A 13,889-nucleotide genomic window follows, 5' to 3' on the forward strand; every position below is an offset into this window, starting at 1 on the left:
AAACTATTTAGACTTCTTTTGACGGCGCGCAAATTTTTGCGCGCCGTTTTTACTTTTGGGTTTTAAAGGGCTGTTTTCCGGCGGCGATTCGCTTGTACTATTTACCAAGAATAAAAAATAGTGATTCATTGCAACTCAACTCTGTCGGGGAGAAATGCAGGATGACCAGAAATTTGATACTCAAAAGTAGTGTATTTACGCTGGCAGGTTGGGCACTGGCTTCAGCCGGTATGTCTCATGCACAAGAAGTGGTACGCCTGGGCAATATCAAATTGGCCCATTTCGGCGCCGTTGCGTATATCAAGGAAATCGCGCCGAAGTGCGGCATCAAGATCGAGGAACATATCTTCGCCAAGGGGCTCGACGTGATGCAGGCCATCATCGCCGGTGAACTCGATGTCGGCAGCAGCGCGTCGGAAGCGGCGATTTCGGGCCGCGCCGGCGGCGCGCCGATTTATGTGGTGGCCGGTTTTGCGCGCGGCGGCGCGCGGCTGGTCGGACGCAGCGACTTGAAGCTGAAGTCGGTCAAGGACTTGAAGGGCAAGCGGGTCGGCGTGACGCGCGGCAGTATCCAGGAAGTGCTGCTGCTGGCCGAGCTGGCGCAACACCAGCTGACGGCGGCCGAACAAAAGGGCAAGGATGTGCAACTGGTGTTCCTCGGCTACGCCGACTTGAACCAGGCGCTGATGGGCAAGCGCATCGACGCCATCATGCAGTCGGAGCCGCAATCGTCGCAGGCGATCAACAAGGGTTTTGGCATCGAGATCATGAAACCCTACGATACGCCGATCGGCGAACCGGTGCGCACCATGGTGATGACTGAAAAGCTCTATAAAGAGCGGCGTCCGGTGGCCGAGAAATTCATGCGCTGTTTCGTCGAGGCGACCAGGACCTTCATCGACAGCCCGGCGGTGGCTGAAAAATATGTGCGCGAGGTGATCTTTCGCGGCCAGCTGACCAGGGAAGATTTCAACGATGCGATCGGCAATTCGCCGTATTCCTACGACATCACGCCCGGGCATATCCAGGTCACCACCGACGTGATGGTGAAAACCGGCGTCGGCCGCATGAACAAACCGCCGCAGGCAAAGGATTGGGTCAGGACGGATTTGCTGGAGCAAGCCAAGAAAAGCTTGGGAGTTAAATAACCGTAGTCTTCCTCGGGAGGTGCAATGAGTAAATCGTGGTGGCGGGAAAGCGGCGTCGGGCTGGTGGCGCCGGTGGTGGTCATCGGCCTGTGGCAGGCGATGGCGATGCTGGGCTGGCTTAATCCGCAAGTGTTGCCGTCGCCGCTGGCGGTCGCCGTGCGCTGGCTCGAATATGTGCTGCCGATGGCGCCGTTCGCCGGGTACAGCGGCGGCTGGCTGCACTGGCTGGTGTCGGGCGAGTTGATCGTCGATGCGCTGGGCAGCTTGTACCGGGTGCTGTGCGGCTTTGCCATCGGCACCGGGCTGGCCTTGCCGCTGGCGCTGGTCATGGGCGCCAATGCGCGCGCGTATGCGTGGCTCAATCCCTTGCTGCAATTATTAAGACCGATTCCGCCGATCGCGTATATCCCCTTGTCGATCCTGTGGTTCGGATTGGGAAATCCGCCGGCGATCTTCCTGATCGCGCTGGGCGCGTTTTTCCCGGTGCTGATGAATACCATTGCCGGGGTGCACCAGGTCGACGGCATTTATTTGCGCGCCGCGCGCAACCTCGGCGCCGGCGGGGCCACCATGTTCTTGCGGGTGATCTTGCCGGCCACGGTGCCGTACATCCTGTCCGGCGTGCGGATCGGCATCGGCACCGCCTTTATCGTGGTGATCGTATCGGAAATGATCGCCGTCAATAACGGCCTCGGTTTCCGCATCCTCGAAGCACGCGAGTATTTTTGGTCCGACAAAGTCATGGCGGGCATGATCAGCATTGGCCTGGTCGGCTTGCTGATCGATATCGGCATGAATCAATTGAGTCATTATTTGCTGCGCTGGCACCGCGGCGTGGAGATGTCATGAACAGAAGACAAAGCGCGCCGGCGTCGCTGGCCCACATCCGCATCGACGGCGTCGGCAAGGTGTTCCAGGGCGATGGCCGGGAAGTGATCGCCTTGCAGGATATCAACCTGGAGATCCGCCAAGGCGAATTCGTCTGCCTGCTGGGGCCATCCGGCTGCGGCAAGTCGACCTTGCTCAATGCGCTGGCCGGGTTTGCGCAACCAAGCGCCGGCAGCATCATCGCCGATGGCCAGGAGGTCGTGGGGCCGGGGCCGGAGCGCGGCATGGTGTTCCAGGAGTACGCGCTGTTCCCGTGGATGACGGTGGCGGAAAACATCGCCTTCGGCTTGCAAATCAAGGGCTTGCCGAAAGCGGAAATCGAAGCCATCGTGGCGCGCCTGCTGGCCACGCTGTCGCTGACGGAGTTCCGCCAGCGCTTTCCGAAGGACTTGTCGGGCGGCATGCGCCAGCGCGTCGCGATCGCCCGCGTGCTGGCGCTCGATTCGCCGATCATGCTGATGGATGAGCCGTTTGGCGCGCTCGATGCGCTGACCCGGCGCAATTTGCAGGATGAATTGCTGCGCATCTGGTCCGAATTAAAAAAAACCATCATTTTTGTGACGCACAGTATCGAAGAGGCGATTTACCTGGCCGACCGGATTATTGTGATGACTTATCGCCCGGGCAGCGTGAAGCGCGATATCATGGTCGATCTGGCGCGCCCGCGCGATCCGTCCGAAGCCCGTTTTAATGGGTTGAAGCGTGAACTGGGCCAATTGGTGATGGAAGAACAGCAACGTTATCATCACGACGAGTTGCGTATCGCGGCGGCCGGATAGTCAATAAAGAATCGGAACATTTGAAAAATTCGATCGGCGGCGCCCCAGGCCGCCCGGCAAACGCGCGTCGGCGTTTGCCGGGCGGTTTTGCATGGCGCCGCCGGTCCGCCTTTGGTGTAAACTTAGCACATGCAGACTTATCTTTTTATCGCGGCCGCGCTGGCGTATATCGTGTGCGCTTCTATTCCCTCCGACAAGACCCGGCTGATCGCCGCCGTCACCGGTCTGGCGTGGCTGCTGCACGCCACTACCTTGTGGTTCGACTTGATCGCGCCCGGCACCTTGCGCATCGGTTTTGCGGCGATGCTGTCGTCGGCGCTGTGGGTCTCGGTCGGCGCTTATTGGGTCGAGAACCGTAACTTCGCACTGGACGGCTTGCGCCGGCTGGTGATGCCGTGCGCCGCCGTCGCGGTGATACTCGCCTGGACGTTTCCCGGTAGCCGCGTGTTGCTTGAAGGTAAATCAGTGGTGTTCGGCTGGCATATCGGCATCGCCATTCTGGCCTACAGCACCTTGACCATTGCCGCCTTCCACGCCGTGCTGATGGCGCTGCAAGAGTCGCGGCTGCATACGCGCAGCGAGCGCAAGGGATTCCTGTCCGCCGCGCTGGACCAGCTGCCGGCCTTGCTGACGATGGAAAAACTGCTGTTCCGCATGATCGGTTTCGGCTTTGTGTTGCTCAGCCTGACCGTGTTGTCGGGTATTGTGTTTACCGAACAATTGTTTGGCAAGGTATTGAACTGGGATCACAAGACCGTGTTTACCTTGCTGTCGTGGATCTTGTTCGCGGCCTTGCTGGCGGGCCGGCATTTTCGCGGCTGGCGCGGCAAGACCGCCTTGTCGTTTACGCTGGCCGGTTTCGCGACCTTGCTGCTGGCCTATGTCGGCAGCCGTTTTGTACTTGAAGTGGTATTGCACCGGGGATTTGCATGACACGTATTTTGTTTTGGCTGGCGCTGGCGTTCCTGGTGCTGATGGCGATCCGCAGTAAATTGAAGGGCGTGCTGCGGCCGCCGCCGCAGTCGGGCCAGGGGCCGCGCCCGGCGCCGGGACGCGCGCAGCAATTGCCGGATCCGGAATCGATGTTGTGCTGCGCCCATTGCGGCGTGTATTACCCTGCCTCCGAAACGGTGCAAGCCCGGGGGCGCGACTATTGCAGCCACGCGCACGCCACCTTGCCGTAAACGATGATGGCGCGCCTGCAGGGTTTGTCGGCCGAGTCGAAAGAGACTTTCTGGCGCTCGCTGCAAACCCTGAATGTGACGCGGGTCGTGATCGTGCTCGTGTTGCTGGGTTATCTGCTGGTCGGCGGCTACGGCTGGCGCAGCGCCGGCCCGCTCAACTATATAGAAGTGTGCGCCGCCTATTTATGGCTGGCCGCGGGGTTTTCCCTGCTGGCCATCTATTGGCGGCGCCGCTTCATGCTGCAATTGCTGCTGCAGCTGGCGCTCGATTTCGGCGTCATTTCGATGCTGTACCTGGATGCCGGCGGCGTGCGCAGCGGCCTGGCGATCCTGTACCTGTTCCCGCTGGCCGGCGCCGCGATCCTGGCGCCGCTGCTGCTGGCGCTGTTCGGCGCGGCGCTGGTGTCGCTGTTCATGCTGGCCGAGAGCACCTATCAGATATTACAGATGGAAAGCGACCGCGCGGTGCTGCAAGCTGGCCTGTATGGCGCCGCCTTTTTCGCCGTGGTGCTGCTGGTCAGCCGGCTGGCCGCGCGCCTGATCGGCCAGGAAGAGCTGGCGGTCCAGCGCGGCAATGCGCTGGCGGTGCAGCAGGCGATCAACCGGCTGGTGATCGCCGACATGGACGATGGCATCCTGGTGGCCGGTCCCGATGGCCTGGTGTTTACCGGCAATCCGGCGGCCCAGCGCATGCTGGGGCTGGCCGGACTGGACGCCAGTTTCAAGCTGTCCGATACGCCGGCGCTGCTGCCGATCGCGGCCGCCTATGCGGCCTGGCTCGACGATGCGCGGCAGCATACCGTGTTCCTGACCGTCAAACCGTACACCGACAGCACGCTGCAAGGCGTGACGGCGGCGTGGAGCGCGCGGCGCGAACTGGCGGCCCACTTGAAAGTGCGTTTCGCGACCGTCGACACGGCCGGGCTGGCGGCGGCGCGCAGCGTGATTTTCTTGCAAGACGTGACCGCGATTGAAAACCAGGCCCAGGAATTGAAGCTGGCGGCGATGGGCCGGCTGACCGCCAGCATCGCCCATGAAGTGCGCAATCCGCTGTCGGCGATCGGCCACGCGACATCGTTGCTGGCCGAGGACTTGCTGCAACCGGTGCAAGTGCGCCTGCTGCGCATCGTCGGCGACAACGTCGGACGCATCGACCGCATGGTGCAAGACATCCTGCAATTGTCGCGCAAGGCGCATGTGCAAGACCATCCGCTGCCGCTGGCGCCGTTCCTGGCCGAGCTGAAAACCGAATTCGAGGAAACCCATGCGCTGGCGGCCGGCACGCTGCGCTTCGACGACGTCGGCGCCGCGGCGGTGCGCTTCGACGGCTTGCATTTGCGCGAAGTCTTGCTCAATTTGCTGAACAACGCGGTGCGCTACGCCAGCGGGACGGCCGCCAGCATACGCTTGTTCGCCGTCAGCGGCGAATCGCGCCGCATCGAATTGCATGTGCAGGACGACGGCCCGGGCATTTCACCGGAAGTGCGGGCCCACTTGTTCGAACCTTTTTACACCACATCGAGCAAGGGAACCGGACTGGGGCTATATCTTGCGCGCGAACTGTGTTTGAATAACGGTGCGCTGCTCGACTATGAATACCATTTCGACGCGGCGCAGGCGCAGGACGGCATCGACATCGATATCGACCAGCGCGTCGCCAGCGGCAGGTTCGTGATTACCTTCGCCGTGTTGTCTTGAATTTGCTGTCTTGAATTTTTCTTCTCTATATTAGTTGCACGGTCATCGAAAGGTTTTACCCATGGGTTCTCCCCGCGTCCTGGTGGTCGACGATGAAGCCGACCTGCGCGAGCTACTGGAAATCACCCTGCTCAAGATGGGACTCGATGTCGACAGCGCGGCCGACCTGGCCCAGGCGCGCGCCTTGCTGGCGGCAAGCGACTATGCGCTGGTCTTGACCGACATGCGCCTGCCGGACGGGCTGGGCCTGGAACTGGTGCGCGAAGTGAGCGCTGGCTGCAAGAATACGCCGGTGGCGGTGGTGACCGCCTTCGGCAGCGCCGACAACGCGGTGGTGGCGCTGAAAGCCGGCGCCTTCGATTATGTGTCGAAGCCGGTCGCGCTGGACCAACTGCGCTTGCTGGTGCAATCGGCGCTCGGCCTGAGCGCGCAAAAACCGAAACCCGGGCCGGCGACCGCGCCGGCCCGGCTGAAAGGCGATTCGCCGCTGATCCAGGCGCTGCGTGCGCAGATCGCCCGGCTGGCCCGCTCGATGGCGCCGATCGCCATCAGCGGCGAGTCCGGCAGCGGCAAGGAATTGGCGGCGCGTGAAATCCACGCCCAGAGCGCGCGCGCCAGCCAGCCTTTTATCGCCGTCAATTGCGGCGCGATTCCGGAAACCCTGATGGAAGCGGAATTCTTCGGCTACCGCAAGGGCGCATTCACCGGCGCGGCCGAAGAGCGCGACGGTTTTTTCCAGGCCGCCAATGGCGGCACGCTGATGCTCGATGAAGTGGCCGACTTGCCGCTGGCGATGCAAGTCAAGCTGTTGCGCGCGATCCAGGAGCGGCGCGTGCGCAAGATCGGCGCCACCGCCGAGGAGGCGGTCGACGTGCGCATCATCAGCGCGACCCATCAAAACCTGGCCGAATGGGTGGCCGCCGGCAAATTCAGGCAAGACTTGTTTTACCGGCTGAATGTGATCGAACTGGTGGTGCCGCCATTGCGCGAACGGCTCGATGACCTGGAAATACTGGCCGGCGCGATCCTGGAGCGGCTCGGCCACGGTCCGCAGACGCTGACGCCGGCGGTGCTGGCCGCGCTGCGCGCTTATGCGTTCCCGGGCAATGTGCGCGAGCTGGAAAATATCCTGGAACGGGCGCTGGCCTACGCCGACGATGGCGTGATCGCGGTCGGCGACCTGGCGCTGAAGGGCGGCCGCGCTGCCGAGGCGCCGGCGCGCCCGGCCGAAGCGGCCGAAGCGGCCGAAGCGGCCGCGCCATCCGCCGATAGCGCCGACGCGTTGCCCGACTCGCTGCCGGATTACCTGAGCCGGGTCGAGCGCGATATCATCGTGCGGGCGCTGGCCAGGACCCAGTTCAACCGCACCCAGGCCGCCCAATTATTGGGCATCAGTTTTCGCCAGCTGCGTTATCAAATGCAGAAACTGAATATCCAGGAGCCCGACGCGTGAAACCGCTGACCATCAACCCCGATGGCTGGTGCGACGGCGCCAGCCGCTACGACTCGCCGTACTTCGACGCCAGGCCGGACGGCGCCGTCGTCGACTTGCTGGTGATTCATAACGTCAGCCTGCCGGGCGGGCAATTTGGCGGACCTCATGTGTCGGACTTGTTTACCGGCCGCTTGGATTATAATGCCGATCCGTCGTTTGCCAGCCTGCGTCATCTGGAAGTATCGGCACACTTTTTTATCCGGCGCGACGGCCGTATCGTCCAGTATGTCTCGGCCCATCAGCGCGCCTGGCATGCCGGCGTGTCGGTCTTCCGGGGGCGTCCGCATTGCAATGGATATTCCATCGGTATCGAAATGGAAGGCTCTGATTTTGTCCCGTTCGAGCCGTCGCAGTACCGTGCGCTGGCCGCGCTGACGGCGGCGTTGCAGGCGGTGTATCCGCTGCAACAGGTGTGTGGCCACGAGCATGTCGCACCCGGCCGCAAGACCGATCCGGGGCCGTTTTTCGACTGGCCGTTATATGAAAAAACATTGCTTCAGACGCAGCAGCAAGCGTCAGCGTTAGCACTTACTTACCGGGCGTTGGGCTTTCCATCCATGCTCTGAAAAGTCAATCGAAATCGAGGTTTCAAGAGTAAAAAATTACCATGCCGAGCGCGGGAAAACTATTGCGCAGGCTCTAGATGGGCACTACAATTAGTACATAACTTATGGCTTCACACTAGATGTAGTACTACTTTAGTACCCTCTCCGATGTTTCCAAAATAATTGTTCCAGGCTGTTCCTAAAACTCTTTAGCAGATTTTTTCGTGGATTTTTTGCTCGGGACCACGCCAGTCCGGCAGTTTTTTGGCGGCTTGAAATTTGTCTTTTTAATCATAAATTGGTGAACTCCGGCCTGATCCGGCGTTCTTCATTCATCACACACGCGGCAGCAAAACTGCATGCTGTTATCGGGAGCTTCAATGCAATCATCTCTAGACACTTCGACCAATCCAGCGCCAGTACCGCACACTCCGGCAGCGGCAAACAGCGTGGCCAGCACGCGCGCGGCGTTGGGCGATTACCGCATCATCCGCCGCAACGGTTCGGTGGTCGCATTTGAGCCGTCGAAAATCGCGATCGCGATGACCAAGGCGTTCCTGGCGGTGAACGGCGGCCAGGGCGCGGCGTCGGCGCGCATCCGCGAACTGGTGGAGCAACTGACCGCGGGCGTGGTCGCTGCGCTGGTGCGCCACCAGCCGAGCGGCGGCACCTTCCATATCGAAGATGTGCAGGACCAGGTTGAATTGGCGCTGATGCGTTCCGGCGAACACGACGTGGCGCGCGCCTACGTGCTGTACCGCGCCAAGCACATGGAAGAGCGCCGTTTGCAAAAAGAAGCGCAGGGCGGCTCCACCCAGGTCGCCGCGCCTGGCTTGAACGTGCTGGAAAACGGCGTGCGCCGTCCGCTCGACATGCAGCAAGTGCGCGACCTGATCAACGCCGCCTGCGCCGGCCTGGAAAAACACGTCGACGCCGAAGCGATCCTGGCCGAGACCGTGAAAAACCTGTACGACGGCGTGCCGGTCGAAGAACTGCACAAGTCCGCCATCCTGGCAGCGCGCGCGCTGATGGAAAAAGACCCGGCCTACAGCCAGGTCACCGCCCGCATCCTGCTGCACACGGTGCGCAAGGAAGTATTCGGCAAGGAAGTGCCGCAAGCCGCCGCCGCCGCCGAATACCTGAGCTATTTCCCGGCCTATATCGCCAAGGGCATCGCCGCCGACCTGTTGAATCCAGTGCTCGCCAGTTTCGACCTGGAGCGCCTGGCGCAAGCCATCGTCGCCGACCGCGACCTGCAATTCGGCTACATCGGCCTGCAAACCCTGTACGACCGCTATTTCCTGCACATCCACGACGTGCGCATCGAAATGCCGCAGGCGTTCTACATGCGCGTGGCGATGGGCCTGGCGCTGAACGAAGCGGACCGTGAAGCGCGCGCCATCGAGTTCTACAAGCTGCTGTCGTCGTTCGACTTCATGAGCTCGACCCCGACGCTGTTCAACTCGGGCACGCTGCGCTCGCAACTGTCGTCGTGCTACCTGAGCACCGTGTCGGATGACCTGGAAGGCATCTACGACGCGATCAAGGACAACGCGCTGCTGGCCAAGTACGCCGGCGGCCTGGGCAACGACTGGACGCCGGTGCGCGCGCTGGGCGCCCACATCAAGGGCACCAACGGCAAGTCGCAAGGCGTGGTGCCGTTCCTGAAAGTGGTCAACGACACCGCCGTGGCGGTCAACCAGGGCGGCAAGCGCAAGGGCGCGGTGTGCGCCTACCTGGAAACCTGGCACATGGACATCGAGGAATTCCTCGACCTGCGCAAGAACACCGGCGACGACCGCCGCCGCACCCATGACATGAATACCGCGAACTGGATTCCGGACATGTTCATGAAGCGCGTGATGGAAAAAGGCGAGTGGACCCTGTTCTCGCCGAGCGAAACGCCGGACTTGCACGACAAGGTCGGCAAGGCCTTTGAAAGCGCCTACCTGGGCTACGAAGCCAGGGCGGCGGCCGGCGAAATCCGTTCGTTCAAGAAGGTCCAGGCGCTCGACCTGTGGCGCAAGATGCTGTCGATGCTGTTTGAAACCGGCCACCCATGGATCACGTTCAAGGATCCTTGCAACATCCGCAGCCCGCAGTCGCACGTCGGCGTGGTCCACAGCTCGAACCTGTGCACCGAAATCACGCTGAACACCGGCCCTGACGAAATCGCCGTCTGCAACCTGGGTTCGGTGAACCTGCCGGCGCACATGAAAGAAGGCAAGCTGGATCACGTCAAGCTTGCCAAGACCATCCGCACCGCGATGCGCATGCTCGATAACGTGATCGACATTAATTACTACGCGGTCGACAAGGCGCGCAATTCGAACATGCGCCACCGTCCGGTCGGCATGGGCATCATGGGCTTCCAGGATTGCCTGCACATGATGCGCCTCCCGTTCGCGTCGGACGCGGCGGTCAGCTTCGCCGATACCTCGATGGAAGCGGTGTGCTACTACGCCTACCTGGCGTCGACCGAACTGGCGGAAGAGCGCGGCCGCTACGAATCGTACGCCGGTTCGCTGTGGGACCGCGGCATCCTGCCGCAAGACTCGGTCAAGCTGCTGGCGGAAGAGCGCGGCGGCTACCTGGAAGTCGATTCCTCGTCGGCGATGGACTGGACTCCGGTGCGCGAACGCATCGCCAAATTCGGCATGCGCAACTCGAATTGCGTGGCGATCGCCCCGACCGCGACCATTTCGAACATCATCGGCGTGTCGGCCTGTATCGAACCGACGTTCCAGAACCTGTACGTGAAATCGAACCTGTCGGGCGAATTCACCGAGATCAATGCCTACCTGGTGCGCGACCTGAAGGCGCGCGACCTGTGGGATGAAGTGATGATCTCCGACTTGAAATACTTCGACGGCTCGCTGGTCAAGATCGACCGCATTCCGCAAGACTTGCGCGATATCTACGCCACCGCCTTCGAAGTGTCGCCGAGCTGGCTGGTGGAAGCCGCATCGCGCCGCCAGAAGTGGATCGACCAGGCGCAATCGCTGAATATCTACATGGCTGGCGCATCGGGCAAGAAACTGGACGAAACCTACAAGCTGGCATGGCTGCGCGGCTTGAAGACCACCTATTACCTGCGCACCATCGCCGCGACCCACATGGAGAAATCGACCTCCAAGACCGGCGCGCTGAATGCGGTGGCGGTCGATGGCGGCATGTCGGCCAGCGCCCAGAGCGCGCAGGCGGCGGTAGTGGCAGCCGCCGCGGCCGCCGCTCCGGTGGTGGCGGCCGCGGCCGACGCCGAGGCGGATGGCGAAGCGTGCTACCTGCGTCCTGGCGATGACGGCTTTGAAGAGTGCGAAGCTTGCCAATAACAGCCTGCCGTTGCGGTTGGTATTGAGGTAAGGGCCAGCCCGCGGTGTCGGGCTGGCAGAATGTTTTTAAACCGGTTTGCCGGTAAATAAAGGAATCATAATTATGTCGTTGTCATGGGATGATGAAGTTACGTCGGCGCCAGCGCCGCGTCCGAACCAACAACCGTTGGGAAATAGCGAATTGAACCGTTCGGCCGCCGCCGAGCCATCGGAAGCCGATGCCGAGCAACTGGCGCGCCGCGTCAACGCCGACGACAAGCGCATCATCAACGGCCAGACCGACGTCAACCAGCTGGTGCCGTTCAAGTACAAATGGGCCTGGGATAAATACCTGGCCGGCTGCGCCAATCACTGGATGCCGCAGGAAGTCAACATGCAGCGCGACATCGAGCTGTGGAAGAACCCGAACGGCCTGACCGACGACGAGCGCCGCCTGGTGAAACGCAACCTGGGCTTTTTCGTCACGGCCGACTCGCTGGCCGCCAACAACATCGTGCTGGGCACGTACCGCCACATCACGGCGCCGGAATGCCGCCAGTACCTGCTGCGCCAGGCGTTCGAGGAAGCGATCCACACCCATGCGTATCAATACATCGTCGAATCGCTGGGCCTGGACGAGGCTGAAATCTTCAACGCCTACAATGAAGTCAAGTCGATCCGCGACAAGGACGAGTTCCTGATCCCGTTCATCAACACCTTGACCGATCCGGCGTTCACCACCGGCACCGTGGAAAACGACCAGAAGCTGCTGAAGTCGCTGATCGTGTTCGCCTGCCTGATGGAAGGCTTGTTCTTCTACGTCGGCTTTACCCAGATCCTGGCGCTGGGCCGCCAGAACAAGATGATGGGCGCCGCCGAGCAATATCAGTACATCTTGCGCGACGAATCGATGCATTGCAATTTCGGCATCGACCTGATCAACACCATTAAGATGGAAAACCCTTTGCTGTGGACCGCCGAGTTCCGCGAAGAGATCAAGCAGCTGTTCATGAAAGCGGTCGAGCTGGAATACGCGTACGCCGAAGACACCATGCCGCGCGGCGTGCTGGGCTTGAACGCGCCGATGTTCAAGGGCTACCTGCGCTTCATCGCCAACCGCCGCGCGCAGCAGATCGGCATCGAGCCGCTGTTCGCCCAGGAAGAAAATCCCTTCCCGTGGATGAGCGAAATGATCGACATGAAGAAAGAGCGTAACTTCTTCGAGACCCGCGTCACCGAATACCAGACCGGCGGCGCGCTGAACTGGGAATAGGACGCTTGCGCTTCCTCGCTTCGGGGAAGCCGCATCGCGTGGTAAAACAACGGCTGCCCAAGGGCAGCCGTTATCTTTTGCGGCGGCCGATCAGCAGACAGGCCGGCGGCATCGTGACGCTGGGCGCAGCGTCATCCTCTTCTTCCGATGATGAAAACTTGGCTTTCGTCATCGACCATATGGCCGTCGGAAAGCAGGCAGATATCATCATGATACGGGCCAGAGCTTGATTCGGGCCGCACCTCGCCGGCCGCACCTCGCCGAACTGCTCCGATGGATACGCTCGCGGCCGCATCATCAAGCAGCCATCATCAGTGATGTGCCGGATCGCGTCGACGCCACGATCGAGGTCCGAAAATTTCCGCACGCCAGCGGCCATCGACCTCGCATCTTGGCCGCCGTAAATGCACCGCGATGATTTTTCTGCGTTCATGCGCGGCTGTTTTTGCCCTTGTCTTTTACGGTCATGGCCGCACCTCTCCAGCAGCGCCGCGATGCAAAAAATGGCCGCAGCTCGCGCGTCGATTTGCTGCCCGAATCGAAGTCGGCGGAGCCGAGTGCAACGCGATTTTTTTGGCGGCGCGATGATGCCGCGCCGCGTTTTTTTTGACGCTCGCCAGTGCCTCATCGAACGCCGAAAATATCCTTTCCGGACATGCCGGAAGCGGCATTTGATGCGCGATTGTGCGTTAGGATGCGTATCGCTGCAAAAAAGCGCACGAAAACATGTCGTGCCGGTTGCGCATCGACAAGGTTTTCGTGTACTTTAGGAGATTGAAAATGCGATCGTTATAATGCGAGGTTTTTTAACCGGCGCGATACCGAAAAAAACCGCACAACAGGGATACAGATTTACACGGATATGCACAAGACCACACCGTTTTTTTCTGCCGCCGTGCCAGAATTTTTTCAGGCATGGCGGTTTTTTATTTGACGATACGGTGTGCTTGCGATTGTGGTGACTGGCGCGGAAGATCCGCGCGGCACTGGAAGCGATGCGAACCAATTCAGACTTTGCCACCAGCTGCGAGATAGCAGGGTGGCACCGACGATGGCTGAAGTGCTGCAAACGTGAGGAGTTGCAGCAGTTCAGCTGGTGCCGAATTCATTAGCGCAAACGAGTGTTTGTGCCGATGAATAATTCGCCTGGTCCACTACCATGGACTGGACGGGTTTTAATCTTGTAGCTTAAATTTCTCATCTCAGATGAAGGAGAGACAAATGGCAACAGCCGCTAAGAAATCAGAAGTAAAGAAACCAGCCGCCAAGGCTGCCCCCGCCGCTAAACCTGCCGTCAAGGCAGCGGCCAAACCAGTCGCCAAAGCCGCAGCCAAACCTGCAGCGAAAGCGGCCGCGAAACCCGCAGTGAAAGCGGCCGCCAAACCGGCCGCCAAAGCAGCAGCCAAGCCAGCAGCAAAAGCAGCAGCCAAGCCAGCAGCGAAAGCGGCGGCCAAGCCAGCGGCAAAAGCTAAAGTTGCAGCGAAACCTGCAGCCAAAGCGGCAGCGAAACCTGCAGCCAAGCCAGCGGCAAAAGCCAAGGCAGCAGCCAAGCCAGTAGCGAAAGCGGT

At 60.9% G+C, this 13,889-nt stretch carries 11 protein-coding genes; all 11 read left to right on the forward strand.

Annotated features, from left to right (window positions below; genetic code table 11):
* Positions 1 to 230: 230 nt before the first annotated feature.
* Complete coding sequence (locus GJA_RS03480; RefSeq protein WP_422567901.1) at positions 231 to 1,148, forward strand: ABC transporter substrate-binding protein; 918 nt, start codon at positions 231 to 233, stop codon at positions 1,146 to 1,148.
* A 24-nt stretch (positions 1,149 to 1,172) separates the two neighbouring features.
* Positions 1,173 to 1,997: an ABC transporter permease gene (locus tag GJA_RS03485; protein WP_038488831.1), complete on the forward strand. Its 825-nt coding sequence runs from the start codon at positions 1,173 to 1,175 to the stop codon at positions 1,995 to 1,997.
* Positions 1,994 to 2,815, forward strand: a complete 822-nt coding sequence (locus GJA_RS03490; RefSeq protein WP_038488834.1) for an ABC transporter ATP-binding protein — start codon at positions 1,994 to 1,996, stop codon at positions 2,813 to 2,815. The genes GJA_RS03485 and GJA_RS03490 overlap by 4 nt, the downstream gene beginning before the upstream one ends.
* Before the next feature lie 129 nt (positions 2,816 to 2,944).
* Positions 2,945 to 3,748: a cytochrome C assembly family protein gene (locus tag GJA_RS03495; protein ID WP_038488837.1), complete on the forward strand. Its 804-nt coding sequence runs from the start codon at positions 2,945 to 2,947 to the stop codon at positions 3,746 to 3,748.
* Positions 3,745 to 3,999 carry a PP0621 family protein gene (locus tag GJA_RS03500; RefSeq protein WP_038488840.1) on the forward strand — a complete coding sequence of 85 codons (255 nt, stop codon included), beginning with the start codon at positions 3,745 to 3,747 and terminating at the stop codon, positions 3,997 to 3,999. Before GJA_RS03495 ends, GJA_RS03500 begins: the two co-directional genes overlap by 4 nt.
* Positions 4,000 to 4,002: 3 nt before the next feature.
* Complete coding sequence (locus tag GJA_RS03505) at positions 4,003 to 5,697, forward strand: sensor histidine kinase (protein ID WP_051780232.1); 1,695 nt, start codon at positions 4,003 to 4,005, stop codon at positions 5,695 to 5,697.
* A gap of 61 nt (positions 5,698 to 5,758) precedes the next feature.
* Positions 5,759 to 7,150 carry a sigma-54-dependent transcriptional regulator gene (locus tag GJA_RS03510; RefSeq protein WP_038488843.1) on the forward strand — a complete coding sequence of 464 codons (1,392 nt, stop codon included), beginning with the start codon at positions 5,759 to 5,761 and terminating at the stop codon, positions 7,148 to 7,150.
* The gene (gene ampD, locus GJA_RS03515; protein ID WP_038488846.1) at positions 7,147 to 7,758 is read left to right on the forward strand and encodes a 1,6-anhydro-N-acetylmuramyl-L-alanine amidase AmpD; all 612 of its coding nucleotides are present in this window, start codon (positions 7,147 to 7,149) and stop codon (positions 7,756 to 7,758) included. The genes GJA_RS03510 and ampD overlap by 4 nt, the downstream gene beginning before the upstream one ends.
* 359 nt (positions 7,759 to 8,117) lie before the next feature.
* Complete coding sequence (locus GJA_RS03520) at positions 8,118 to 11,069, forward strand: ribonucleoside-diphosphate reductase subunit alpha (protein WP_038488848.1); 2,952 nt, start codon at positions 8,118 to 8,120, stop codon at positions 11,067 to 11,069.
* 103 nt (positions 11,070 to 11,172) lie between these two features.
* Positions 11,173 to 12,321 carry a ribonucleotide-diphosphate reductase subunit beta gene (locus tag GJA_RS03525; protein ID WP_038488852.1) on the forward strand — a complete coding sequence of 383 codons (1,149 nt, stop codon included), beginning with the start codon at positions 11,173 to 11,175 and terminating at the stop codon, positions 12,319 to 12,321.
* 5 nt (positions 12,322 to 12,326) lie between these two features.
* Positions 12,327 to 12,551 carry a hypothetical protein gene (locus GJA_RS28070; RefSeq protein ID WP_156484132.1) on the forward strand — a complete coding sequence of 75 codons (225 nt, stop codon included), beginning with the start codon at positions 12,327 to 12,329 and terminating at the stop codon, positions 12,549 to 12,551.
* The last annotated feature ends 1,338 nt before the right edge of the window (positions 12,552 to 13,889 follow it).

This window comes from Janthinobacterium agaricidamnosum NBRC 102515 = DSM 9628 (assembly GCF_000723165.1).
Lineage (GTDB): Bacteria > Pseudomonadota > Gammaproteobacteria > Burkholderiales > Burkholderiaceae_D > Janthinobacterium > Janthinobacterium agaricidamnosum.